The sequence below is a fragment of the Dyadobacter sp. CY356 genome, assembly GCF_021440195.1.
GTDB lineage: Bacteria > Bacteroidota > Bacteroidia > Cytophagales > Spirosomataceae > Dyadobacter.
The window spans coordinates 160848-187562 of record NZ_JAJTSZ010000009.1; the positions used below are offsets into that span (position 1 = coordinate 160848).

Here is a 26715-nt window from a genome sequence, read left to right on the forward strand (position 1 = left end):
TTATATGTTGCTGATTGAATCATACCTTACTTTCATTCACAACCATTTAATAGTATGTCTTGCAGTCTTTGTAACGGTAATTCCTTTATTTCTGATTTTATACAGAAAAGCAAACGTTGATCCGTCATTTAATCTTCTTCTGATTTATTTGGTGACGAAGTTGATCATTGACCTAATCATGTTTCATTATGCCACGCAGCGAACAAATAATTTAATCTATTACAATCTTAGTATTCCGGTGCGGTATGCTTTGCTTAGTGGGATGTTTTATTTCAAAATTGAGTCCGGGTCATATAAAAAAGGAATTATTTATTCGATAATCGGTTTTTCGGTTTTCACAATCTGGGATGTATTTTATTCCAATCCCGATATCAAGGATCTGCACAACCATAGTATGGTTGCCTATGCCACAACGGTGGAATGCTTATTGATGTTATTTTGGATACTTGTATATTTTTATGAGGTAATTCGAATGCTCAAAATCCCGAATATTCTTACATTTCCATTTTTTTGGGTTTGCTCGGGACTGTTATTATACTATTCAAGCTTCATCTTTATAGCACCTATTTTACACTATACCGAAAAATGGGAAAACCCGCTTTATATTGGATTTTTGAATTTAGTACCTTACATTTTTGAAACACTTTGCCTCATATTTTTCAGCATCGGTGTTTGGATATTTTCAACGCGTTATTATGCAAAACAGTGACGGACTAACCTGGGCAATACTAATCGCTACACTTGCAATGTTGATGATGGCATTTTTTGTTATTCTTTTCGTTATGTTTTATCAAAAGAGGCAATTGCATCAGGAGAAAAAACTGCACGAAATTGAAAAAGATTATCAGCGGCTTTTGCTGGATACAGCATTAAATTCGGAGGAAACCGAACGCAGAAGAATTGCGCAGGATCTCCATGACGATATAGGTACAATGCTGTCTCTTACGAAGTTAAGTCTGAACCAGTTGAGTAAGCTAGTGACAGAATCTGGCATCAAAGAAGACCAGATTATGCGCAAGTCCCAGGCCCTTGTTGAGGAAACTATTTTACATGTGCGAAGGATAACCCGTGATCTTGTTCCCACAACACTGGAGCGTTTCGGACTGTCCGCGGCAATCGAGGAGTTTATAAACAAACTTGAAAACAGTAAAAATTTAAAGATTTCGTTTATTTCAAATACAGAAGAAGCCCCGCGCCAAAGTCAGAAAACTGAGCTGACTATTTACCGGATTACGCAGGAGCTGGTGAATAATTCGATCAAGCATTCGCAATGTTCGAAGATTGAAATTAACTTGCATATAAATAGTAAAATCATAGAACTTCAGGTAACCGATAATGGAATTGGCTTTGATCCTGATGCTTTGAGAAATAATAACCTGACCGGCCTGGGATTACTGGGTATTGAAAGCCGGCTGGCAATTGTCGACGGCACAATTAACTATGAAAAACCCAAAATGGGCGGTTCCAAAGCGTTTGCAATCGTGCCTGTTGTACCTGCAACTGATAGCAAGCCTGAACCGTTACATCCATTCCGCCGTCAACGTGCGACAATTTAAAAATAAAAAACCATGAAACTGGGCATAGCCGACGACCATGAATTGTTCAGAAAGGGATTTATCTCCATGTTGAGTAATGTTCCGGATTTTGATTTTGTTCTGGAAGCGGCAAACGGACAGGAACTGCTGGACAAGCTTCCGGCGAATATGCCTGACATCGTTTTTATGGATCTGCAAATGCCGGTAATGGATGGAATTCAGGCAACCGAGCTGGCGTTTGAGCGTTATCCTGATATCAAAATAATTGTTGTTTCCATGTATAATGAAGATCGCTTTGTGATCCATATGCTGGAAAAAGGTGTGCAGGGTTATTTATTGAAAGACACAAGTCCGGATGAAGTAGAAAAAGCGATCCGCCGCGTAGCCGAAGAAGGTTTTTATTATAATGATTTTGTTTCCAAAGCGATGCACCGGAAAATGGTAAACCGCCAGCCAAACAAACATCCGTTTTTCCCAAACTCCTGTAACGTAGCACTTTCAGCCCGCGAAAAAGAAGTTCTTCAATTAATCTGTGATGGATTGTCAACGGTAGAAATAAGTGAAAAACTATTTATCAGCGTGCGAACCGTAGAAGGCCATCGCTTACGCGTTCTTGAAAAAACCGGCACAAAAACCACTGCCGCCGCCGTTGCTTTTGCTTACAAAAATCAACTTTTGTAAAAATTAATTTCACGCAGAGTTTTAAAGATAACATTAAAGAACGCAAACAGTTTAGCGTGCTTTAATGTTATCTTTCTTGCTTCGCGTGAAATCATTCTTCAATTTTATTTATCTTTCTCATTCAAAATTCTCTCATTCAATCATTGATCAAATGAAAGTACTTATTGTTTGCACCAATCATGATTCTTACCCTTCTAAAACAGGAAAAACGGGATTGTGGATGAGCGAGTTAACGCATTTTTATGATGCAATGACGAGACGAAGAGTATTAGTAGATATTGTAAGTCCAAAAGGCGGGGCAATTCCGATTGATGAGAGAAGTTTTGATCTGAAAGACGAAATCAATCAGAAATGTTTTAACGATGCAGCCTTTCTTGCCAAGTTTGAAAAATCACTAAGTCCTTCCGAGATTATTGCAAAAGATTATCGTCTTATTTTTTTTACTGGTGGAGACGGTGGCATGTGGGACTTTCCGGAAAATATTGAATTACAGGAAATCACAAAAACCATTTACGAAAATCACGGCATGGTAACCGCCGTTTGCCACGGTGTAAGCGGACTTTTGAATGTGAAGCTTTCAGACGGCTCCTATTTGATCAGCGACAAATATGTAACAGGATTTTCTCATGTAGAAGATACCATCATGAGTTTTGTAAGCGAAATACCCTTTCATTTGGAAGACAAACTTCGGGAACGGGGTGCACACTATACCAAATCCATGATTCCTTTTATAGAATTCATCGAGATGGACGAAAGACTTATCACCGGGCAAAATCCAAATTCTGCCGGAAAAGTTGCATCAAAAGCTTTGGAAGAGCTTTTTGAAAAATAAATAAGATCGCTTAATAATTCAAGCGATCTTCTTCTTCAAATATCTTAAACGTATTTTTCAAATAACGCTTTAAAAGTTGGCAGGATAATATCCTTTTCGGAAACGATCGGATTCTCAATTCCCCAGTCAATTCCCAGGTCAGGATCATTCCATAGTAAACCGGATTCCGCTCCTTTGTTGTAGACGTTCGTACATTTATAACTAAACACAGAATCTTCCAGCGCTACAAATCCGTGGGCAAAACCTTCGGGAACATACGCCATATTATTTGTGTCGCTGCGCAACTCAAAAACTTCATGTTTGCCGAAAGTTGGTGATTCCGGACGGATATCTACGGCTACATCAAGCACACGACCAGAAATCACGCGAACCAGCTTTCCCTGAGCAAATGGCGCATTTTGAAAATGTAAACCTCTTACCACACCTTTGATCGAGAATGACTGATTATCCTGAACAAAGTTTGTCGGCAAGCCTAATTTCTTAAATAATTCTTCATTGTATGATTCAAAAAAGAATCCTCTGTCGTCCTGAAAAACGCGTGGGATAATTTCTACTAAACCGGCAATGGAGGTTTCGCGGATCTGCATAGTTATGTTATAAATTATCTTTTTTAAAGATTGTAATCATTTTATGTGTGTGCAAATTTATGAATCTATTTGCAGAGGTTGTAATTTCGGCACATTATTTCGAAATAACATGACATACGAAGCGCTTTTTGAACACATTTCCCAAAAGAAATCCTATCTCTGCATAGGCCTGGATACAGATATACGTAAAATTCCCGCTCATTTGTTAAAAGAGAGCGATCCGGTTTTTGAATTCAATAAACAGATTATTGACGCCACAGCTGATTATTGCGTTTCCTATAAACCGAATATCGCTTTTTACGAAGCGTTGGGAGCAAAGGGTTGGGAAAGTTTACAAAAGACGATCGAGTATATTCCAAAAAGCCATTTTACGATTGCTGATGCCAAAAGAGGTGATATCGGAAACACATCAGGACTTTACGCACGTACATTTTTCGATCCGTCGTCGTCTGGGCTTGATTTTGATTCGGTAACGGTTGCGCCTTATATGGGAAGCGACTCAGTAACGCCGTTTCTTGATTTTGAAGGGAAGTGGGTTATTCTGCTGGCGTTAACTTCCAATTCCGGTGGGGCAGATTTCCAACGACTTGAAACCAAAGAAGGATTTTTATATGAACAGGTGCTCAAAACTTCACAAACCTGGGCAGGTGCTGACCGGATGATGTATGTGGTGGGGGCAACACAAGCGCACGATCTGGCTAGTATCCGTACTATCGTTCCTGACCATTTTTTATTAGTGCCGGGTGTCGGCGCGCAAGGTGGAAATCTGGAAGAAGTTTCCAGGTATGGTATGAATAAATCCTGCGGATTGCTTGTCAATGCTTCCAGAAGTATCATTTATGCCAGCAACGGTCTTGATTTTGCACAAAAGGCGAAGGAAGAAGCGCAGGTTTTACAAAAGGAAATGGCTGTATATCTCGACAAGTATTGCAAATAAGTCAACTTCCGCTTTCTAAATATTAATTTAATACCATCCAATTATTTTCCAATGCAGCTTTCAGATCAAAATACATATACAATACAAAATATTGACCCGCTACAACTTGTCGAACAATACGGCAGTCCACTTTATGTTTACGATGGCGAAACGATCCGTCGCAAAGTACAGGAATTGCAAAATGCTTTTTCAGGCATTGATATGAAGATAAAATTCGCCTGTAAATCCAATACAAATCTTGCGGTTTTACGTTTGATGCGTGAAATCGGCGTTGAACTTGACGTAGTTTCAACCGGTGAACTGGAAATGGGAAAACTGGCCGGATATGATACCAAACAAATCACATTCACGCCAAGCGGTGTTCCGTTTGAGGAAGTAAAAGCAGCAGTTGAAGCGGGTTCGATTGTAAATGTCGATAGCATTCCTTTACTTGAATGGTTTGGACAAACTTATGGAAATACAAAACCATGTCTGATCCGTTTGAAACCAAATGTAGCCGCAGGAGGAAACATCAAAATCATGACTGCCCATGCAGATTCAAAATTCGGGATTTCGGTTTTGCTATTGGATCAGATTCTGAAAGTTGTTAAAAAATATGATATTAAAGTAATCGGTTTGCATCAGCATACGGGTTCCGATATTAAGGATGCCGAACCTTTCATACAAGTTGCTGATATTGTTTTTGAGGCTGCACTGCAATTTCCTGATCTTGAAATAATTGATTTGGGAGGAGGATTTAAAGTATCCTACAAACCAAATGATCCGATCACAGATATGGAGCTTTTGGGTAATAAAATTTCAGAGCGTTTTAAAAATTTCTGTGTGAAATACGGTCGTAAGCTGCAATTGTGGTTCGAGCCCGGGAAATTTCTGGTAAGTGAATGTGGATATTTATTGGTAAACACTACCGTTGTGAAGGAAGATCCGGCACGTACTTTTGTACACATCGATTCAGGTTTAAACCACCTGATCAGACCGATGATGTATGGTTCTTATCATCATATATTAAATATTTCTAATCCGGCAGGAAAGGAAAAAGATTATACTATTGTTGGTTATATCTGCGAAACAGACACATTCGCAACAGATCGTCCGTTACCGGAAGTGCGTCAGGGCGATGTATTAGCGTTTTTAAATGCAGGTGCTTACGGTTTCACGATGAGCTCAAACTATAACGCCCGCTTCCGCCCGGCCGAAGTTTTGGTCGATAACGGCACCGCGAAATTGGTGAGACGACGTGAGACTTTGGAAGATTTGCTGCGCACGCAGGTAGGTTTCACAGAGTAGAAAGAGATAAAAAAAGAGGGGCACAGAGTTTTATTTTAACATAAACTCTGTGCCCCTCTTCCTATCTCTGTGGTTCCCTGTGTAACCTACCCAATTTTCAAGTGGAAAGATTTTGCTTTGGTTAACGCTTCGTAACCTACTTTTGAAAGCGTTACTCCCCTACCTGAATTTTTAACGCCTGTCCATGCCAGGGCCGGATCCAGATAATCGCAGCGGTTCATGAACCAGGTTCCGGTTTCCACCTGCGCACCAATTTCCAGCGCTGCATCAATATCACTTGTCCAGATAGAAGCCGTCAAACCATACTGACTGTCATTCATCAAACGGATCGCTTCCTCATCACTTTTCACAGACATAATGCCAACCACAGGAGCAAAACTTTCTTCTGTCATCACCTGCATCGTATGATCCACATTGACCAGAACCTGCGGTGCCATATACGGCGTTCCCTCTTTGTGTGCCGGAAAAAGTGCAGTATCAATCAATGCTTTTGCACCTTGTCCTACGGCCTCTTCGATTTGTTTTTGCGCAAATGCTGCGGCAGAAGTTCTGACCATTGGCCCCAAGGTCGTATCAGCGTCAAGCGGATCGCCGAGGGTATATGTTTTTGTCAGTTCAACAAATCCTTCAACAAACTTGTCATACACATCTTCATGAACATAAATTCTTTCAATACCGCAGCAGGATTGTCCGGAGTTAAAAAAAGAACCATCAACAAGATTTTCCACGGCATCTGCCAGATTTGCGTCTGCACGAACATAGGCCGGATCTTTTCCACCAAGCTCCAAGCCACCAACAATAAAACGCTCATTAATTGATTTCTGAACGGCATGACCACCTTCCACCGAACCGGTAAAAGCAACATAAGCAGTTCTTGTATCAGCAATAACCGCGGCTACCTGCTCGTGACTTAAATGTAAATACTGAAAAACACCTTCCGGCAAACCTGCGTATGCAAAAGCTTCCGCATAACGTTCGGCGCAAAGCGGTGTCTGTTGTGCATGTTTTAAAATGACCGAGTTTCCGGCCATAATCGCCGGAATAACAGAATTGACAGAAGTCAGGTAAGGATAATTCCATGGCGCAACGACGAAAACAACTCCTACCGGATCGCGACGGATGAATCTTTTGAACCCAGCAATTTCTTCCACCTCAACATCAGCCAAAGCCTGCTCGGCAACAGAAATCATATATTTTGCACGTTCCTGAAATCCTTTTTTAATTTCATTGGCGGTGTAACGTACCGGCCGTCCCATTTGCCAGGTTAGCTCCAAACCGATCTCATCAGCGTTTTTGACAAAGTACTCTACTGCTTTTAAACATATAGCTGCACGTTCCTGAACGGTGGTTTTCTTCCATTCTTTCTGCGCTTCGGTTGCTTTTTGCAGCGAACTTTCAATCATTTCGTCCGTTGCTAACTGACGTTCCAGATATACTGATCCATCGATAGGACTAATTGTTTTTTGCATATACTTATAAAATGCTGTTCTATTTACAAAGGTGTTACGTAAGCGGAAGTAATACCGCCATCAACCAGAAAATCGGTGCCGGTTACAAAAGATGATTCATCCGATGCCAGGAAAAGAACGGCCGATGCCATTTCTTTTGCTTCGCCAAAACGTCCCATTGGAATGTGAACCAGACGACGTTGTTTTTTTTCTTCCGTATTCAAAAATTTCATTAACAATTCAGTCCGCAAGGGACCAGGGCATAACGCATTTACACGGATATTTTCACGTGCGTGGATAATCGCCAATTCTCTGGTTAATGCTAGAACTGCCCCTTTACTGGCAGTGTAGGCAACCTGCGGTGTAGCTGCGCCAAGTATGGCAACAAAAGATGCCGTATTAATAATTGACCCACCGCCAGCACGTTGTAGCGCAGGAATTCCATATTTACAGCCCAGGAAAACTCCCTTTGCGTTGATATTCATGGTTAAATCCCATATTGATTCTTCGGTTGTAACAGCGTTGTCATCATCACTATGCATGATACCGGCGTTGTTGAACATGATATTCAATTTACCGAATTTCTCTTCCGTAAATGCTACCATCGCTTCGCAATCAGCTGCCTTTGAAACATCTGCATGAAGGTAAAAAGCTTCGCCACCTTCGGCTACGATCATATCAGCCGTTTCCTGGCCGGCAACATCATTTACGTCTGTAATAACCAGTTTCGCACCTTCTTTGGCAAACAAAAGAGCCGTTTCCCGGCCAATCCCACCACTTCCACCAGTAATGAGGGCAACTTTATTTTCTAAGCGCATTGGGTTTTTATTTAAGGGATAAATTTAATAGTAATTGAGTTTTTGTTTAATTGGTTTAAAATTTACAGGCCTGCAGGAGGCTCCGATGGAGCCAACCTTGCCCGGTAACCATGTCTTTTCTATAAACAGGTAGCCGCTCTGCGGCTGATAAACTTCATTTCCGGAATAAATTTATTTCGGAAAGTCTCTTTCTTTGGTTAGCTCCATAGGAGCATTCTGTTTATAGCCTATTGCTTATTTAGACCTGGTTTGACTCCTTCGCAGTCTCCTAATTTTCATCAAGAATATTTTTCCAAATCCAAGGAGGCTCCTAAGGAGTCAACCCTACATGGTGATAATTATTTTCTAGAAACAGGAAGCCGCTCTGCGGCTGATAACTCCTACTTTTTTAAATTAAATTCCTTTTAAAATCTTCTTTTATCAAATTCGCTCCATAGGAGCATCCTGTTTATAGCCAAGTATTCAGTTTTAGCCTGGTTTGACTCCTTCGGAGGCTCCTAATTTTCATCAACAATATTTTTCCAAATCCAAGGAAGCTCCAAGGGAGTCAACCTTACATGGTGATAATTCATTTCTATAAACAGGAAGCCGATCTGCGGCTGATAACTCCTACTTTTTTAAATTAAATTCCTTTTAAAATCTTCTTTTATCAAAAATTCGCTCCATAGGAGCATCCTGTTTATAGCCAATTATTCATTTTTAGCCTGGTTTGACTCCTTCGGAGTCTCCTAATTTTCATCAAGAATATTTTTCCAAATCCAAGGAGGTTCCAAGGGAGCCTACCTTACATGGTGATAATTCTTTTCTAGAAACAGGAAGCCGCTCTGCGGCTGATAATTCCTATTTCTATATTATAACACCTTTTTTAAAACCTTCTTTTATCAAAAATTCGCTCCATAGGAGCATCCTGTTTATAGCCAATTATTCAGTTTTAGCCTGGTTTGACTCCTTCGGAGTCTCCTGGTTTTCATCAAGAATCCTTTTCCAAATCCAGGAGGCTCCTAAGGAGCCAACTTACATGGTGATAATTCTTTTCTAGAAACAGGAAGCCGCTCTGCGGCTGATAACTCCTACTTTTAAATATTCCTTTTAAAATCTTCTTTTATCAAAAATTCGCTCCATAGGAGCATCTTGTTTATAGCCAAGTATTCAGTTTTAGCCTGGTTTGACTCCTTCGGAGGCTCCTAATTTTCATCAACAATATTTTCCCAAATCCAAGGAAGCTCCAAGGGAGTCAACCTTACATGGTGATAATTCATTTCTATAAACAGGAAGCCGCTCTGCGGCTGATAACTCCTACTTTTTTAAATTAAATTCCTTTTAAAATCTTCTTTTATCAAATTCGCTCCATAGGAGCATCCTGTTTATAGCCAAGTATTCAGTTTTAGCCTGGTTTGACTCCTTCGGAGTCTCCTAATTTCATCAAGAATATTTCTCCAAATCCAAGGAGGTTCCAAGGGAGCCTACCTTACATGGTGATAATTCTTTTCTAGAAACAGGAAGCCGCTCTGCGGCTGATAATTCCTATTTCTATATTATAACACCTTTTTTAAAACCTTCTTTTATCAAAAATTCGCTCCATAGGAGCATCCTGTTTATAGCCAATTATTCAGTTTTAGCCTGGTTTGACTCCTTCGGAGTCTCCTAATTTTCATCAAGAATATTTCTCCAAATCCAAGGAGGTTCCAAGGGAGCCAACCTTACATGATGATAATTCTTTTCTAGAAACAGGAAGCCGCTCTGCGGCTGGATAATTCTGAAATCCGGAACAAATTATTTCAAAAAAAATTCCGATTCCATGCCCCGCTACTTAGGAGCATCCTGTTTCTAGTAATCGGTTTTATTCAATCTAAATTCAGACTCCTTCGCAGTCTCCTGTTATTTATCAAAGAACTCAAACAAATACTGATCGTCAAATGGCACTTCAAACTTTTTCAGAAAATCGTGATACTCTTCTTTAAAAGTTTTTTTTCTATGATGTTCTTCTTGGTTTAAAACATAATTTATGACCGAACTAATATGCGAATGTGAATAAGAAAACACACCATATCCTTCCTGCCATCCAAATTTATAATTCGTCCACTTTTTGCTATTTATAAATTCATTACTCTCAACCTTAATTTCTTTAATAAAATCAGGAATGGATAAAACAGGTTTAAAACCAACAAAAATGTGCGTATGGTCCGGCATGCAATTCACGGCCAACATTTTTGATTTTCTATTCTGGACCAAAGCCGTTAAATATTTATGCAATTCCTTTTTTTGATTTTGAGGGATTAAGCTTTGTCTGTTTTTAACCGCAAAGACAAATTGCAGATAAATTTGTGAATAGGTGTTTGCCATTTTTTTATTTGGTGTGTGTGTGATATAAATTAATGGTTGAAATTTCCAAGGAGGCTCCTAAGGATCCAACCTTGCCCTGTAACCATATCTTTTCTATAAACAGGTAGCCGCTAAGCGGCTCGATAATTACTAATTTTTATCCTGTTTATAGAAACAGATTTTCGTCTTACAAACCCTTTCTCCATCGGAGCCTCCCGCCTCACTCGTAAATTTGTCTTAAATTCTTTCAAAATACCGCTTCCTCTCCCAATCCGTCACCGACATATCATATGCCCGTTGTTCCGTTTTGAAGAAATGCGAATAATGTTTAACTACATCTTCCCCAAAAGTTTCCTTTGCAAATTCACTATGCTCGAAAAGCGTTGTGGCTTCTGCCAGGGTATATGGAACGCGTGGCAAATGTGCTGCGGCATAAATATCACCCACGAAACATTCCGGCGGTTCAATTTTATTTTTAATTCCTGCCAGTCCAGATGCCAAAGAAGCTGCAAAAGCCAGGTATGGATTACAATCCGCTCCCGGAATCCTGCATTCGATACGCATACTTGCGCCCTGACCAACTACACGAAAGCCGGCTGTGCGATTATCATAACTCCACGCAAGGCGGGTTGGCGCCCAGGAACCATCGACAAAACGTTTGTAAGAATTAACGGTTGGTGCATAAAACGGCATTAGGTCCGGCACATGTTTAATCCATCCGCCCAAAAACCATCTGAAAATATTCGATCCTTTTACAGGACCAAATTGTTGATCACCGGCAAATGCATTTTTACCATCTTTCCATAAACTCATGTGAATGTGGCTGCTGGAACCTGCCTGCCCGGTAGCAAATTTCGCCATAAATGTGACAGAAAAACCCATTGCATCGGCTACTTCTTTCATGCATTGTTTGTATATAACATGGTTGTCTGCCATTGGCAATGCTTCGGCATAACGCACATTCAATTCGTGCTGTCCAAGTCCCCATTCTCCTTTTGAAGTTTCAATCGGAACACCTGAATTTTTTAGATGTCTGCGGACAGTTGAGGTATACTTTTCATTACGCGTACCTTGTAGAATATGGTAATCTTCAAGGTAATATCCGGCTGGTGTTAAATCCTGATAATGTTTTTGAAAAGCATCTTTGTACGTATTTTCCAGAAGATAATATTCCAGTTCAGATGCCGCAAAACATTTCAAACCATCGAAATCAGCTGCATTTTCAAGTTGCTTATTCAGTATTGAGCGTGGAGCGACCGGAACCGGCGCGTGTGTTTTTTCATCAAAAACATCACAGATAACCAGTGCCGTTTTTTCAAGCCAATCTGCCATACGAAGCGTCGACAGATCAGGAACCATGTGAAAATCACCGTAACCCAGCTCCCAGTTGGCATAGGTATAACCCGGAACCGGCTCCATTTCCATATCGGTTGTCAGCAGATAATCACAGCCATGTGTACCAGAATCCAGAACGCTGTCAATAAAATAATCTGCATCTACCCGCTTTCCCATCAGCCTGCCGTAATGATCTGTGAAGGCAACGATTACGGTTTCAATTTCTTCAAGCTTAACTTTATTCTGAAAATCTTCCTGGGTAAGAAATCCTTTAACGGGCATAGGAATGATTGGATTAGCGTAATTTATCTATTTTTGCATTCATTGAAAATTTCAGCATAACCTTTTTTCCGGAAGCTTTTTCAAGCATAGGTGTCAGAATTTTGGTTGCATTTTCTTTGGTCTGTTCAAGAATTCCCATATCCAAAGCTGATTTTTGAATCTGTTTTTCAGCTTGCAAATAGGCTTCGTTTACCAACTGTCCTTCTTCCATAAAAGCATACTCTGTATTATAAACTTTGGAATGTTCATGGTCAATTTTAAAAACACAAAGCTCTGGTTCGGGCATATGAACCACCAGGGTTTCCTGTTCCGACGTAATGTCCGCAATCTGAATTTTAGTTAAATCCACACAGCCAATTGCTTCCCCCTGCACAATCAAAACCGCTTTGGCATTGGGAAGCCAGGTTTTGACAACTTCTTGTTCTACCACATCTTTAAAATTGTATTTTACCAGTTCAAGTTTACCCATCGCAGTCATTTCCTGCAACACCAGCGTATGAACTGTTTCCGTTTTATTTTTTCCTGAAACCCAATCCGGAATCCAGTTGCCAGAACTGAAATTATCCCACATCGACTTTAATCCTACCAGAATCAGTACAAACAAAATCAAACGTAAGATGAACGGAATCAATCGCATAGTAATCTCTTTTTAAGAATATCATTTCAGAAAATCTTCGGCTATTCCGAACCGGCAATTTCCAGGTTCTTTCTTGCCATCCGTTGTGCCAAAACACTTGCAGCAATGAGTTGCAACGCATGATACAACATAATTGGCAGCAACATTATCCCCGCATAAGATGCTCCTGAAAACAGCACTTTGGACATTACTGCCCCCTGAATCAGGGACTTTTTCGAACCACAAAATACTGCTGTTATTTCATCTTCCCTACTAAAATGCAAAATCCTGCTAAAAAAGCTCAGTAACAGATAAATGGAGAAAAATAATGCGACCATGCCTATCCCCAAAAATACAATATCACGCATCTTAAATCCACTAAACAAATGCTCCCCGAAGGATTCGCAAAATGATGTGTAAACGATCAACAAAATCGTAAACTGATCGAAATACCGGATTTTGCTTTTGTACTTTTCCGCAAATGCCCCCCAGGATTTGTTCATCAATATACCTAAACCAACTGGTAATATTACCTGCAACGACAGCTTTCCGACAACTCCAGGCAGATCATATTCTCCAGACGCATTATCCAGCACAAGTCCCATCCAGAGCGGTGTTATAAAAACGCCCATCAAACTTGAAATACTGGCATTGAAAATTGCAGCAGGAATATTTCCGTTTGCGATTGAAACCATAACCACAGAAGAGGAAACAGTGGATGGCAAAGTGGTCAGAAAAAATATTGATAACCACAGCAATTCATTTTCGGATCCCTTAAAAAGCGGACGGACAGCCAGCGCTAAAAGTGGAAAAAGTACAAAGGTTGAGAAATGGATCATCGCATGCAGTCGCCAGTTTGTTAAACCCGCTTTGAGCTTTTCCGGGCTCAATCTCAATCCATAAAAGAAGAAAATAACTGAAACGCCATAAGTTGCTATTTCCCCCAAAGGCACAGGGCTACTTTTCATACCCGGGTATGGATAAACATATGCCAGTCCGATCATGCTTATCAGCGCAAGCAGAAAACCATCCAGCCCAGCCTTTTCCGCAATATTGATAATCTTCTTCATTATGCTTAAAACAAAAAATATTAACAAAATCTTATCAGAAACAACAAGATTTAACCACTAAATAAATTAAAAGTCTAAAGAACAACTTTAACGCAAATTATAGGCTTCCGGCCGCAATGTTTTTTGGAAATGAGCTAATAACTATTTTATCTTAGTATCATACTTACGTTATGAATTCTTAAATAATTAGCCATGCTTTTTGAAAATTTCTACCATTCAGTCCTTGGGTGGATTGAGTTCAAATTACGGTCCAGACACTGGATATTAATATTGACATTATTTTCCGTTTCACTCTCCATTTTCCTTGCATTTCCTCCTTACACCGTTTTATGGAACCATCTGAATCATACCGGCAATCTGGATGCGTGGACTTTTATTCAACATCAGTCAGAAAATCTTTTACACCCCACGGATATCGGTTATGGCGTATATGTAAGACGGGACGCAATGATTTACCGTTGGACATTGCCCTTGCTTTCCTACGTTACACGTCATAATGTTGTGTTGATTTTGCTTTTTCAAGGTCTTATCGGAGTTGCGTTTATTAACCAGATCACGAAATATGTGTTTTCTGTTTCAAATGATAAAGTGATAACCTGCCTCTTCATTTTGTCACTTTCCAATATTTTCATAGGCGTCTGGCCTTATGCGGATATTCATGGGTATGGTGATACGTTCGCATACTTTTTCCTGCTCAATGCACTTTTTACAAGAAAACATGCGGCAATATTTTTCCTGATGCTTGCGGCTTTTTTTACTGATGAGCGTGCGGTGATTGCAGGAGGATATGTTTTACTCTGGTATATTCTCAACAAAGCTTATGAAACCAATGATTTCAAATTCTGGACTTTGATCAAAAATGCCTTTATCGGACGCGGGTGGGTGGTTTGGGTAAGCTGGATTATTTATTTTACAATTCGTATTTATATCGGAAAAACCTATTTTCCGGATCACAGATACACCTATAACTGGGCTCCGATTTTATTGCAGGATGGCAATCGTTACGGATTAGGAAGTAGTTTATGGAGCGTCTTTGAAGGATTCTGGATACTATTGAGTGCAGCATTTTTGGCATTAATACTTTCTAGAAAGTATGCTCTATTAATCGTACTTTCCTTTGGTTTTATCGTACTTATCTCAACAGGAATTTATGTTCATGATATCGACAGGGCACTTTCTTACGGATTCCCGTTTTTACTGATGGCGGTTTTTATACTTTTCAAAAATGCCTCATTGCGTTCAATTCGTGTCATCTTCTTCTTTGTATGCTTTGTCTGTGTGGTTCATCCTCTTGTTTTCACCATGGGATATAACAGAGTAATCTGGCTTGAACCGCTGCCTATGCGGGTAATTATGGGGATCGACCGGCTTTTCCATTGGAATCTTTTTAATTGACGATATTATGATGGTTTTCCGGTATACTTTTCTGTTTTTCCTTATTCTTACAATATCTGTTTCCACATTAAAAGGACAAGAAAAGCTGGTTTGGTCTGATGAGTTTAATATTGACGGAAAACCGGATCCAAAAAACTGGAAAGCTGAAAAAGGATTTGTCAGGAATCATGAAGATCAATGGTATCAGGCAGAAAATGCTTATTGTAAAAATGGCTTTTTAATCATTGAAGCCAGAAAGGAAGAAGTAAAAAATCCCGGGTACATTTCCGGTAGCAAAAACTGGAAAGAAGAACGGGAAACGGCCCATTATACTTCTGCCAGTCTGGTCACCCAAGGCATGCAAAGTTTCAAATATGGCCGGTTCGAAATGCGTGCCAGAATTGATACCCGGTCTGGTTTGTGGCCGGCATTCTGGACTTTGGGGAATGAAGGTGAATGGCCCGATAATGGAGAAATTGATATTATGGAATTTTACCGGGGTATGCTTCTTGCCAATGTAGCCTGGGGTTCAAAGGACAAATGGAAAGCAACCTGGAATTCAGTTAAAAAACCAGTTTCAGAATTTAATGATCCTGAATGGGCATCCAAATTTCACATCTGGCGAATGAACTGGGACGAAAAAAGTATCAGACTATATGTTGACGACATGCTGATAAATACGCAGGAGGTGGAAAAAACTTACAATACTATTGATCCCAAGTCAAATGGATTTATCCAGCCGCACTATATTTTAGTCGGAATGGCACTTGGAGGTGATAACGGGGGTGATTTATCCAATACCAAATTTCCGGCGCGATTTGAGATTGATTATGTGAGGGTTTATCAAGAATGAGGAACCTTAGCTTATCCGGTTTCATGCGTAGACTTGAATGCTTCTAACGATCCATTTATCACCAATTTCTGTTATGCTTTCTACAATGTATCAAATCAGCTATTATTCATTAGCACACCTCCTTCCCTTTCACCCAAAAAATCCGTAAATTTGCGGTCTGAAATTTAGGAAGAGCCAAATAACGAAGCTTAAAGCGACACGGCTTACAGCTAACTGCCAATATGAACTACAAAGAGTATAAAAACCTCAGTTATCCACAGATTGGTGATGATATACTGAAATTTTGGAAAGACAATAAGATATTTGAAGCGTCGATCGAAACACGCGAAGGCTCACCTTCCTTTACCTTTTATGAAGGTCCGCCTTCGGCAAATGGAAAGCCCGGTATTCACCACGTGATGGCGCGCTCAATTAAGGATATTTTCTGTCGCTACAAAACCCTTCAAGGCTTTCAGGTGAAGCGTAAAGGAGGCTGGGATACCCATGGACTTCCGGTTGAATTACAGGTTGAAAAGGAACTTGGGATCACGAAAGATGATATTGGAAAAACAATTTCAGTAGAAGAATACAACGAAAGATGTCGCCAGACGGTCATGAAATTCACCGACCAATGGAATGATCTGACGGAAAAAATGGGCTACTGGGTGGATCTTGAAAATCCATACGTAACCTACGAAAACGAATATATCGAAAGTCTTTGGAGCTTACTTAAAAAGCTTTACGACAAAGGATTACTATATAAAGGCTATACGATCCAGCCTTATTCTCCGGCAGCAGGAACCGGACTTTCGTCACATGAATTGAACATGCCCGGCACATACAAAGATGTGAAGGACACAACAATTGTGGCGATGTTCAAGGTGAAAGCGGTGGAAAGTCATCCTGTTTTTGCTGATGTTGAAGGTTTGGTTGATCTGCGCATTTTGGCATGGACAACAACGCCATGGACTTTGCCCGCGAACTCAGCTTTGACGGTTGGTGCGAACATCAATTATGTGTTGGTAAAAACTTTCAATCCTTATACCTACGAACCCGTTGAAGTGGTTTTGGCAAAGGATTTGATCGGAAAATATTTCACCGAAAAAGGAAAAGACGGAGATTTTGAAGGATATGCCGCGAGCGATAAGAAATTATTGCCGTGGGCTGTTTTGAAAGAATTCAAAGGTAAAGATCTGGAAGGTGTTGAATATGAGCAATTGATGCCATACGTTCAGCCAGAAAAACCTGCTTTCCGTGTAATTATTGGTGATTTCGTTACGACAGAAGATGGTACCGGCGTTGTGCATACTTCTCCAACTTTTGGTGCGGATGACTTCCGGGTTTCTAATGCCAACGGTATTCCTGCCATTATGGTGAAAGATGAAACCGGAAAAGAGGTGCCGATAGTAGATCGTCGCGGACGTTTTGTAAAAGAAATTACAGATTATGCTGGCCGTTTTGTGAAGCCTGAATATTATTCGGCAGAAGAACAGGCTGATCCGGAATTCCGCGCAACGGACGTTTTGATCGCGATCAAACTGAAAGAAGAAGGAAAGGCGTTCAAAGTCGAAAAATACGAACATACGTATCCGCATTGCTGGCGTACGGACAAACCGGTTTTGTATTATCCACTGGATAGCTGGTTTATCAAAACAACGGCGATGAAAGATAAGCTCGTTGAATTGAACAAAACCATCAATTGGAAACCGGAAAGCACAGGAACAGGCCGTTTTGGAAACTGGCTGGAAAACCTGGTTGACTGGAATTTATCGCGTTCACGGTACTGGGGAACGCCGCTTCCGATCTGGCGGAGTGAAGATGGAGAAGAAGTTTGTGTTGGTTCGATCAGTGAACTGAAAGAATTGCTTGAAAAGGCGAATACTTCGGGAAAATTATCGGCTGATCAGGCGGAAAGCAATTCGGTTTATCTTGGAAAATTAGGCGAAGGAGATTTTGATCTTCACCGTCCTTATGTTGATAATATTTATTTTGTGTCATCCCAAGGGAAAATCATGTTCCGCGAGCCGGATCTTATTGATGTCTGGTTTGATTCAGGTGCGATGCCATATGCACAATGGCATTATCCATTTGAAAATAACGAAACATTCAACGAAAGTTACCCAGCCGATTTCATCTCTGAAGGCGTTGACCAGACTCGTGGATGGTTCTTCACTTTGCATGCAATCGCCGGCATGTTGTTTGATTCGGTAGCGTTTAAAAATGTTGTTTCAACGGGTTTGGTTTTGGATAAAAACGGTAACAAGATGTCCAAACGTCTTGGAAATGCTGTTGATCCATTCGAAACACTTGGAAAATATGGTCCTGATGCGACGCGCTGGTATATGATCACCAATGCGGAACCCTGGGATAACCTTAAATTTAATATCGACGGAATCCAGGAAGTACAGCGCAAGTTTTTTGGAACGCTGCTAAATACTTACAATTTCTTCGCATTGTATGCGAATCTGGACGGTTATAACTTCCACGAAGCAACGTCTGTTCCTGTCGAAAGCAGAACGGAACTGGATCGCTGGATTTTGTCAAAACTGAATACGCTGATTAAAGAAGTTGGTGAGCAGTTTGATGATTATAACCCGACAAAAGCGGGACGCCTGGTTCAGGATTTTGTGACGGATCAGCTTTCAAACTGGTATATCCGTTTGAACCGCCGCCGTTTCTGGAATCCTTCAAGCGAAAATGCGGGATTGACAGAAGACAAAAAAGCAGCTTATGAAACGTTGCAACATTGTCTTGTTACGGTATCTCAGCTGATGTCGCCAATCGCTCCATTTTTTGCGGAATGGTTATACAAAAGTTTGACGGACGGAATCAGAGAAGAATTGATCAAAGCGGATTCTCATTTGAAATACGACTCAGTCCATTTGTCACACTGGCCGGTTGTTGAATACAATGAAATCGATCTTGATCTGGAAGAAGCGATGGAAATGGCCCAGTCGATCAGTTCGCTGGTTCACTCGATCCGTAAAAAACATAAATTAAAAGTACGTCAACCACTTTCAAAAGTTTTGATCCCGGCTTTGACAGAAAAAACAAGTCGCCAGATCCATCAGGTTGCTTCGATTATTTTATCGGAAGTTAACGTGAAAGATGTTGACGCGATCAATGATAACGACGGATTTTTCCATAAAAGAGCCAAACCAAATTTCAAGGTTTTAGGTAAGAAATTTGGGAAAGATATGCAGGCTGTTGCGGAGAAAATTAAACTTTGGGACAACACTGAAATCAAACAACTGGAAAAGGACGGTCAGTTTTTGATTACCGATCTTAATCCGGTAGCGGCGATTTTAATTGACGAAGTTGAAATCTATACCGAAGACGTTCCGGGTTGGTTGGTTGCAAGTGAAAACGGCCTGACTGTTGCTCTTGATATCACCGTTACTGACGAACTTCGTCTGGAAGGTATCGCGCGCGACTTTGTAAACCGTGTCCAAAATCTTCGTAAAGACAGCGGATTTGAAGTAACAGATAAGATTAAGATCACGCTGCAAAACAATGACGAATTATTGGCAAGCGCAGTGACTGCAAACCGGGAATATATCTGTCAGGAAGTTCAGGCACTGGATCTTAGCCTTGTAGGCGACCTTAACGGTTCTGCCAGCGAGATTGAAATGGATGAGTTTTTGTTGAAGGTAAAAATTGAGGTTGTTTCCTGATTCAGTTAGGAAACACAGAGTTAGAAGAGTTTTAAAAAGGAGTTTCACAGAGGTTTTTTCTTTGTGGGGCTCCTTTTTATTTTGGCTGTGTAACTTATTTTGTCGTGTTACGTACTAGATGTAGGAATCACAATTAGTTAGGTCTAAAGACTTTGTTATGTAATGAATTATAAACCATACGCACTAAATATAAATAAAGACCATACTCGGTTCCAATTTCAGAGCGTTGGCAAAAGAGGTGTTTTTGAAAAAGTAATTTTATTCCAATTATTAGCCGATGATATTTATAATCTTGCTTTATTGGATTACAATCCCACTTCTCAGGAATACAGTGATTTATCAGTAACTAACAATGGTGATATGCCGGAAATTTTTGCCACAGTAATAAATGCTGTAACAGCGTTTTTAAACGAATATCGAAATAGTAAAATTTACTTTGAGGGAAGTGCTTCTTCAAGAACTAGAATATACCAAATTGTTATTAACAAAATATATAACGCTGATATTCAAGATTTGATTATACTTGGACTTAAAAATCAAGAATGGTATCCATTCGAACCTAATATTAATTTTGAAGGTTTTTTAATTGAAAAAAAGATTTAATTTAGATGAAATTAATTTTCATAGAAATGAAAGTTGTAGAAAAAAATATCACAAAAGCGAGTGAGAGAGGAATGATATACAATCCTTCATTAGACGATTTACCTGTTCCACAAATCGCTTTGGAAAAAGCCGAAAAGGCAAAAGAAACATTGAGAAAGTATCCTATTCCTTCTCATTTTAAAAGGAATTAATTTACAATATGAAATCGTTAGAATCAAAAGTTGTTGATAAAAAGCCCGTTTACGGAGGAATTTTCATTGATAAATCATTAAATGACTTACCAATACCAGCAGCAGCGCAAAGAAAAAACGATGAAGCACGCGCATTTTTAGAAAAACATCCAATTCCGGAATATATATTGAATCGACATAGAAGTGATAAGTAATTAACACTAATTGGCCTTTACACTTCATGCAACTACAAAATTCGACAGTACTTATTACCGGCGGCGCGTCCGGGCTTGGTGAAGCCACAGCTCGGTTATTTCTTTCAGAAGGAGCGAACGTGGTTATTCTTGACCTCAACGAAACTTCCGGAAAAGCACTTGAACTAGAATTTCCTGCTAAACTGAAATTTGTAAAAACAGATGTATCAGATGAAGTTGATGTAAAACTGGCAGTGAATGCTGCTATTGAATTATTTAGTTCAATTCAGATTGTTGTGAATTGCGCAGGTATTGCGATTGCCCGGAAAACGATCGGAAAAGTGGATGGCGTTTATGGCCCGCATGCTCTGGATGCTTTTGAAAAAACTATCCGTATCAACCTGATCGGAACGTTTAATGTAATTCGTTTGGCTGGGTTTGCCATGGAGAAAAATGAACCGAATACGGAAGGTGAACGCGGCGTCATTGTTAACACAGCTTCCGTCGCCGCTTATGACGGACAAATGGGACAAGCAGCCTATGCAGCCAGCAAAGGTGGTATTGTTAGTATGACTTTGCCAATAGCGCGAGAATTTGCAAAAGCTGGTATCCGTGTCATGACCATCGCTCCTGGATTATTTGAAACACCGTTATTAATGGATTTACCGGAGGAAGCAAGAATTTCTCTCGGACAACAAGTTCCATTTCCATCGCGTTTAGGCAAGCCTTCGGAATATGCTTTGCTAGTAAAATCCATAGTCGAAAATCCAATGTTAAATGGCGAGGTGATACGGTTGGATGGTGCGATACGAATGGGGGCGAAATAATGAAATCGAATATGAAAAATAAACAACTTAACGGACTCAAAATTCCAATTTTCAGTTGGCTGTTATTTCTGTTTTTATCGTCCGGAATATCATCATATCACGACAATCTTCAATTTGGGAAAACTGTTCAAATTGAACGGGTTGATCAGTTTATTTTCAATTCCCGGAAGAAAAGAAGTTTTGCCAGCTTTTCAATTTGCACTGAAAAAAGCGGCTACTTTCAAAAATTCAATTTTCAATTTCTTCGAATAAAATCATTATCCAGAATGTGGGATAATCGTGTCCATATCTTTTTGAACAAACAATTCTCTCTTTCCAAATTAGTACTTCGCAATATTATTCTTCATTTCAGAAGCCGCAATCTGACTTCTGATTCCTTTGTTGATTTTCCTGATTTCGTTTGCTAAAAACAGATTCTAATTGTTTTAAACTTATAATTTTTGTCGGAATGCTTAGCAATTAATTGCGAAGTTAATGTCAGTTCCTGCCTATTCTGGAATCTGGTTTCGGCTATTTTATTACTTCCAATCAGAAATCATGAAAATCAATAAAATAATTCTCGGAGCCATAAAATGGCTCAGGTATATCACAATTGCCTATATGCTGGGATTTGCCAATGTTTTAAATCAGGAAACAAAAACGATGGATGATACGCTTAATAAGATTGAACAAACTTCGGAAGATGAAGACTAAACCATTTTGATGCCCATCGATTTGTAAATTTCAAATGCATCCAGATTGTCCGGCTGATCGGTTATTATTGTAGTTAACTGATTGGTCGGACAAACATAATATGCCTCAGCGGTTCCGAGTTTTTCCATCGTAGAGAGCGCTATAATTTCTCTGGAAGATTCAACCATGGCTCTTTTCACCTCGCTTTCTTCATAATCCGGCCCCGTGACACCAAAATCCGTATGAATACTGCATATTCCTGAAAAGCATATATCTGCTCTGAATTTTCTAAAATATTGTATCGTTTCATTTCCAATCGTTACAAATGAATTTTTCAAAAGCCTGCCGCCGGCAAATAACACTTCTACTTTTTCATGTTCTTCCAAAATACTGGCGATTGGAAAACTGTTTGTTACGACAGTCAAATGTATATCTTTTGGTAAAGCCTGAGCAATTAACATGGCGGATGTTCCGCCATCAAAAATGGCAACTTGCCCGTCTTTCAAAAAGCTTAATGCTTTACCAGCAATAATTTGCTTTTGTTCACTTCCATACTCAACGCGATCTTTAAAATTATGTGGACCAGGAGAATGAGGCACAGCTCCTCCCCTTACCGATTTCAGCAACCCCTGGTCCGCTAATTCTTTGATATCCCGTCGCACGGTATCCTCTGAAACTTTTAAAACATAACTTAGTTCGGCTAAGTGAACTTTCTGATCCTGTCCAAGCTGACTTAGTATAACCCGAAAGCGCTCCTCTTTTAACATATAAGTAAATTCAACTTTTTGCAAATATATTGATTTTTTGAAATCAATATTGCAAAATATTGCAATTAATATTTAATTTTGTCGCACAACATAGCAAACCAGATTTTATCCTTTTATGAAAAAAACGGTAGCCATCGACATGGATAATGTCATTGCAGATATTGAAACCAACTGGATTAATTTATATGAACAGCAGTTTGGCGTTCGGGTTGATAAAAAGGATCTCTTGGGAAAACCGGAAGATTTCGCCTTCCCCGATCCTGAGAAAGCAAGAAGCCTCATCTACAAACCAGGTTTTTTCCGAAACGCGCCCGTTATTGAAGGAGCTATTGAAGCATTAAAAGAATTGCAAAAAGACTTTGATGTCTATATCGTTTCGGCGGCTATGGAATTCCCAAATTCTCTGCTTGAAAAACACGACTGGCTGGCTGAACACTTTCCGTTTATTTCCTGGAAAAATATTATTTTTTGCGGAGATAAAAGTGTGATCGGTACCGATTTCCTTATTGATGATCATTTAAAAAATCTTGATTTCCATAAGGGAATGCCGATCCTGTTTACGGCCGGACATAATATCAATGTTACCAAACATACGAGGGTTAATAACTGGATTGAGGCTGTGGAATTGTTGAAAGAGAATATTCAGGTGGTTTAAGATTCAAATTACTACAAGTATTCCGGTGCTCCGCACCAATCTGAGTTCCAAAATACTTGTAATAATTATTTTGAGCTAAACCTTCTCCTTAGCCCGTTCCTTCAACTGCAACAACTCATCACGCAGCCTCGCAGCTTCCAAAAAGTCCATATCTTTTGCAGCATTTTCCATTTTTTTCTGGGTTTCCACGATCAGTTTTTGCAGATCATTTTTACCCATATACTGAACAACAGGATCTGCCGCAATCCTGATTTCACTTGGCTCAACATAAATTTTTCTTGGTTTTGAATCAGCCACCGAAGTTTGCGACATGATCGCTTCTTTCGATTTCAGGATTGTTTTTGGTGTAATTCCATGCTCTTCATTGTAAGCCAGCTGAATCGCTCTACGCCTGTTCGTTTCGCCAATTGCTTCTTCCATTGATCCCGTCATCACGTCTGCATACATCAAAACTTTTCCGTTCTCATTCCTCGCCGCGCGACCGATCGTTTGAATTAATGAGCGAATATCTCTCAAAAATCCTTCCTTATCAGCATCCATAATCGCCACCAGAGAAACTTCCGGTAAATCCAGACCTTCACGCAAAAGGTTAACTCCGACCAATACATCAAAAACTCCCAGGCGCAATTCACGAAGAATTTCAACCCGATCCAGTGCCTTTACTTCGGAGTGAATGTAGCGGCATTTGATACCAACACGATCCAGATATTTGCTCAGTTCCTCTGCCATTCTTTTGGTCAGCGTCGTGATCAAAACGCGGTCGCCCTGTTTGATACGAATATTGATTTCTTCCAGCAAATCATCAATCTGATTCAGACTTGGGCGAACTTCAATTTCCGGATCAAGTAATCCCGTTGGACGAATAATCTGTTCAACCACAACACCATCTGAACGACGCAATTCATATTCTGCCGGCGTTGCACTTACAAAAATTGTCTGAGGTGTAAGGTCTTCAAATTCCTGAAAAGTCAATGGACGGTTATCCATTGCCGAAGGCAAACGGAAACCATATTCCACCAAAGCTTCTTTTCTGGACCGGTCGCCGCCCCACATGGCTTTTAGCTGCGGCATGGTCGCGTGACTTTCATCGACAACCATCAGAAAGTCCTCGGGAAAATAATCCAGCAAACAGAAAGGCCGCTGACCAGGAATTCGTCTGTCAAAATATCTTGAATAGTTCTCGATACCCGAGCAGTAACCAAGCTCCCGCATCATTTCCATATCAAATTCTGTACGCTCTTTTACGCGCTCAGCCTCTGCTACTCTTCCGTTATTAGTAAAATAATTGATCTGTTTGACCAGGTCATCCTGAATTTCCTTGATTGATTGAGAAAGCACATCACGGCCAGTAACGAATAGATTAGCAGGAAAAATAGAAACTGCTTTTTCACTTGAAATCTTCTTTCCGCTCTCAGGTTCAATGCGCTGGATTTCTTCGATTTCATCTCCAAAAAAGATAAAACGATACGCGAAATCCGCGTATCCAGGATAAATATCAACGGTATCACCTTTTACCCGGAAAGTCCCACGCCCAAATTCTACTTCGGTACGACTATAAAGAATTTCTACCAGTCGGTATAAGAACTGATTGCGGCTGACAATATCTCCAAGTTTTGCCTTAACAATACTCTTTTTATATTCATTCGGGTTTCCTGCACCATAAATACATGATACAGAAGCAACTACCAAAACATCACGACGTCCGCTCATGAGCGAAGAAACCGTATGTAATCGTAATTTATCAATTTCCTGATTGATCATCAGGTCCTTCTCAATGTAAGTATTGGTGCTTGAAATAAAGGCTTCCGGCTGATAATAGTCGTAGTAACTAATAAAATATTCAACCGCGTTATTAGGAAAAAACTGCTTAAACTCGCCGTAAAGCTGGGCAGCCAGGGTTTTGTTATGGCTTAATACCAACGTAGGGCGATTGATTTCGGCTACGACGTTAGCGACTGTAAAAGTCTTTCCGGAACCCGTCACCCCAAGCAAAGTCTGGGCAGGCTCGCCGGCTGCAATTCCCTCTAAAAGTTGTCTGATTGCCTCGGGCTGATCTCCCGTAGGCTGGTATTCGGAAGTGAGTTCAAAATTCATATCAAAACATAAAAGGAATACAAGTCATAACGCATTCCAAAGATAAAATAGTTTCTTCGGAATGCGTCAGAATTCCTCTATGCTTCCTGAGCGATCAGCTGTTGTGCTTTTTCAACTGCTTTTTTCTCTTTCCAATGCTGCCATTCGAGACCCAAAAGAGAAGCCATACCTTTGTCAACGAAGGTGTGACGAACAAGATTCATACCACCACGAACCGCAGTGAAAACTGAATTATTTGCTCTCAACGCAAGGCTGAAACCTCCGTCGATATATCGGATATAATGCCACCAGAGCGAAGGAATAAATATTGTTTCACCGTGGTATAAAGTCGTTTCAAAACCTGTCGCACCTTTCATTGCCGGGAAGCGTTCGTAATCCGGATTGATCGGATCCACTTTGCTCATCACCGTAAACGGATGCTGATATAGTCTTGTGCTTTCTTCCGGAGAAAATAAAATAACCTGCTTGCGGGTATGGAATTGGGTCAAAAATACATTTGAACAATCCATATCGTAGTGAAGGTTTGTAATAGACCCTTCACCACCAAAAAATACAAATTTATAGTATTTCAAAAACCCGTCCATAATGGTTGGAAAACGGATATCTTCTGTCAGAGAAGGTGCTTTTTTGAAAATATCAAAAAGGAAAAGCCGAAGGTCTGTCGGGCCTTTTTCGATCAGGGACAAATACTCACCAAACTTCATTGTTTTTGCGATCTGGAAATATTTGTCAGCGTCGTGCATGTGGTTATCCACCAATGGAATTTCAATTTGGCCGTGGTTTTCACGAAGCCATTCGAATGTCCATTTTTGCATGGCCGGCCAGTCTTTTGCCAAATCTGTAAAAACAACAGGACGACTTGGTTTAAGATAATTTTCAATAAATTCTTCCCGGGTAAGTCCGGTACGCTTTTCTATGGGCACTAATTTCATGACAGAAACTGAATATAATTAGTAATCGACTGAGTAAAGAGATTGTTATGAGCTCGCAGCCGTTTTGTAACTGCTACCTATAACAATTCCAATTTGGGTATTAGTTCTAAAAGATTTGAATTTCATATTATTCATCAAAACGACGATAATTTTAGATACAACCCTTGTCTA

The 26715-nt window shown here is 40.1% G+C and carries 25 protein-coding genes; 15 read left to right on the forward strand and 10 right to left on the reverse strand.

The features are described 5' to 3' along the window. Positions 1 to 4 precede the first annotated feature (4 nt). The 4 genes from LXL81_RS24555 to LXL81_RS24570 all read left to right on the forward strand — a co-directional run bounded on the left by LXL81_RS24555 (position 5) and on the right by LXL81_RS24570 (position 3048). Positions 5 to 709 (forward strand): hypothetical protein, encoded by a 705-nt coding sequence (locus LXL81_RS24555; RefSeq protein WP_234649856.1) that lies wholly within the window; start codon positions 5 to 7, stop codon positions 707 to 709. Next, positions 696 to 1556 (forward strand): sensor histidine kinase, encoded by an 861-nt coding sequence (locus LXL81_RS24560; protein WP_234649857.1) that lies wholly within the window; start codon positions 696 to 698, stop codon positions 1554 to 1556. Before LXL81_RS24555 ends, LXL81_RS24560 begins: the two co-directional genes overlap by 14 nt. Before the next feature lie 12 nt (positions 1557 to 1568). Next, positions 1569 to 2216, forward strand: coding sequence for a response regulator transcription factor (locus tag LXL81_RS24565; RefSeq protein WP_234649859.1), 648 nt, complete (start codon positions 1569 to 1571; stop codon positions 2214 to 2216). Between the two features lie 151 nt (positions 2217 to 2367). Further along, positions 2368 to 3048 (forward strand): type 1 glutamine amidotransferase domain-containing protein, encoded by a 681-nt coding sequence (locus LXL81_RS24570; RefSeq protein WP_234649861.1) that lies wholly within the window; start codon positions 2368 to 2370, stop codon positions 3046 to 3048. 44 nt (positions 3049 to 3092) lie between these two features. Here the strand turns inward: LXL81_RS24570 and rfbC are convergent, their stop codons facing one another. Continuing rightward, positions 3093 to 3635, reverse strand: coding sequence for a dTDP-4-dehydrorhamnose 3,5-epimerase (gene rfbC / locus LXL81_RS24575; protein ID WP_234649864.1), 543 nt, complete (start codon positions 3633 to 3635; stop codon positions 3093 to 3095). Positions 3636 to 3744: 109 nt separating this feature from the next. Between rfbC and pyrF the strand changes: the two genes are divergently transcribed. Together pyrF and lysA are read left to right on the forward strand one after the other, a co-directional pair. After that, positions 3745 to 4572, forward strand: a complete 828-nt coding sequence (gene pyrF, locus LXL81_RS24580; RefSeq protein WP_234649866.1) for an orotidine-5'-phosphate decarboxylase — start codon at positions 3745 to 3747, stop codon at positions 4570 to 4572. Between the two features lie 51 nt (positions 4573 to 4623). Beyond that, the gene (gene lysA, locus LXL81_RS24585; protein WP_234649867.1) at positions 4624 to 5859 is read left to right on the forward strand and encodes a diaminopimelate decarboxylase; all 1236 of its coding nucleotides are present in this window, start codon (positions 4624 to 4626) and stop codon (positions 5857 to 5859) included. A gap of 86 nt (positions 5860 to 5945) precedes the next feature. Here the strand turns inward: lysA and LXL81_RS24590 are convergent, their stop codons facing one another. From LXL81_RS24590 to LXL81_RS24615, 6 genes are all read right to left on the reverse strand, one after another. After that, positions 5946 to 7328 (reverse strand): aldehyde dehydrogenase family protein, encoded by a 1383-nt coding sequence (locus LXL81_RS24590; protein WP_234649869.1) that lies wholly within the window; start codon positions 7326 to 7328, stop codon positions 5946 to 5948. A 23-nt stretch (positions 7329 to 7351) separates the two neighbouring features. Then, positions 7352 to 8125, reverse strand: coding sequence for a glucose 1-dehydrogenase (locus tag LXL81_RS24595; RefSeq protein ID WP_234649871.1), 774 nt, complete (start codon positions 8123 to 8125; stop codon positions 7352 to 7354). Between the two features lie 1878 nt (positions 8126 to 10003). After that, complete coding sequence (gene tnpA / locus LXL81_RS24600; protein WP_234649873.1) at positions 10004 to 10468, reverse strand: IS200/IS605 family transposase; 465 nt, start codon at positions 10466 to 10468, stop codon at positions 10004 to 10006. A gap of 216 nt (positions 10469 to 10684) precedes the next feature. Beyond that, positions 10685 to 12064: a glutamine synthetase family protein gene (locus LXL81_RS24605; RefSeq protein ID WP_234649876.1), complete on the reverse strand. Its 1380-nt coding sequence runs from the start codon at positions 12062 to 12064 to the stop codon at positions 10685 to 10687. A 13-nt stretch (positions 12065 to 12077) separates the two neighbouring features. Continuing rightward, the gene (locus LXL81_RS24610; protein WP_234649878.1) at positions 12078 to 12701 is read right to left on the reverse strand and encodes a DUF4230 domain-containing protein; all 624 of its coding nucleotides are present in this window, start codon (positions 12699 to 12701) and stop codon (positions 12078 to 12080) included. 41 nt (positions 12702 to 12742) lie between these two features. After that, complete coding sequence (locus LXL81_RS24615; protein WP_234649881.1) at positions 12743 to 13750, reverse strand: bile acid:sodium symporter family protein; 1008 nt, start codon at positions 13748 to 13750, stop codon at positions 12743 to 12745. A 192-nt stretch (positions 13751 to 13942) separates the two neighbouring features. Between LXL81_RS24615 and LXL81_RS24620 the strand changes: the two genes are divergently transcribed. The 8 genes from LXL81_RS24620 (at position 13943) to LXL81_RS24655 (ending at position 22117) form a co-directional block, all read left to right on the forward strand. Further along, positions 13943 to 15145, forward strand: a complete 1203-nt coding sequence (locus LXL81_RS24620) for a hypothetical protein (protein WP_234649883.1) — start codon at positions 13943 to 13945, stop codon at positions 15143 to 15145. Positions 15146 to 15155: 10 nt separating this feature from the next. Then, the gene (locus LXL81_RS24625) at positions 15156 to 15977 is read left to right on the forward strand and encodes a family 16 glycosylhydrolase (RefSeq protein ID WP_409013968.1); all 822 of its coding nucleotides are present in this window, start codon (positions 15156 to 15158) and stop codon (positions 15975 to 15977) included. 221 nt (positions 15978 to 16198) lie between these two features. Then, positions 16199 to 19630, forward strand: a complete 3432-nt coding sequence (gene ileS, locus LXL81_RS24630; RefSeq protein ID WP_234649888.1) for an isoleucine--tRNA ligase — start codon at positions 16199 to 16201, stop codon at positions 19628 to 19630. A 162-nt stretch (positions 19631 to 19792) separates the two neighbouring features. Further along, on the forward strand, positions 19793 to 20233 hold the full coding sequence (locus LXL81_RS24635) for a DUF6934 family protein (RefSeq protein WP_234649891.1): 441 nt from the start codon (positions 19793 to 19795) through the stop codon (positions 20231 to 20233). 26 nt (positions 20234 to 20259) lie between these two features. After that, a complete protein-coding gene (locus tag LXL81_RS24640; RefSeq protein WP_234649893.1) occupies positions 20260 to 20424 on the forward strand; it encodes a hypothetical protein in 165 nt (54 codons plus the stop codon). Between the two features lie 8 nt (positions 20425 to 20432). Beyond that, the gene (locus LXL81_RS24645; RefSeq protein WP_234649895.1) at positions 20433 to 20618 is read left to right on the forward strand and encodes a hypothetical protein; all 186 of its coding nucleotides are present in this window, start codon (positions 20433 to 20435) and stop codon (positions 20616 to 20618) included. A 26-nt stretch (positions 20619 to 20644) separates the two neighbouring features. Continuing rightward, positions 20645 to 21424, forward strand: a complete 780-nt coding sequence (locus LXL81_RS24650) for a 3-hydroxyacyl-CoA dehydrogenase (RefSeq protein ID WP_234649898.1) — start codon at positions 20645 to 20647, stop codon at positions 21422 to 21424. A 537-nt stretch (positions 21425 to 21961) separates the two neighbouring features. After that, entirely contained in the window at positions 21962 to 22117 is a 156-nt protein-coding gene (locus tag LXL81_RS24655) for a hypothetical protein (protein ID WP_234649900.1), read from the forward strand. Here LXL81_RS24655 and LXL81_RS24660 read toward each other — a convergent pair. After that, positions 22114 to 22887: a DeoR/GlpR family DNA-binding transcription regulator gene (locus tag LXL81_RS24660; RefSeq protein WP_234649902.1), complete on the reverse strand. Its 774-nt coding sequence runs from the start codon at positions 22885 to 22887 to the stop codon at positions 22114 to 22116. The genes LXL81_RS24655 and LXL81_RS24660 overlap by 4 nt on opposite strands. A 91-nt stretch (positions 22888 to 22978) precedes the next feature. Here LXL81_RS24660 and LXL81_RS24665 point away from each other — a divergent pair, with 91 nt between their 5' ends. Continuing rightward, entirely contained in the window at positions 22979 to 23518 is a 540-nt protein-coding gene (locus LXL81_RS24665; RefSeq protein WP_234649904.1) for a 5' nucleotidase, NT5C type, read from the forward strand. Positions 23519 to 23593: 75 nt separating this feature from the next. Here LXL81_RS24665 and uvrB read toward each other — a convergent pair whose 3' ends face one another. Next, positions 23594 to 25612: an excinuclease ABC subunit UvrB gene (gene uvrB / locus LXL81_RS24670; protein ID WP_234649906.1), complete on the reverse strand. Its 2019-nt coding sequence runs from the start codon at positions 25610 to 25612 to the stop codon at positions 23594 to 23596. Positions 25613 to 25689: 77 nt separating this feature from the next. Beyond that, positions 25690 to 26544 carry a cupin-like domain-containing protein gene (locus LXL81_RS24675; protein ID WP_234649908.1) on the reverse strand — a complete coding sequence of 285 codons (855 nt, stop codon included), beginning with the start codon at positions 26542 to 26544 and terminating at the stop codon, positions 25690 to 25692. Positions 26545 to 26715: the final 171 nt, after the last annotated feature.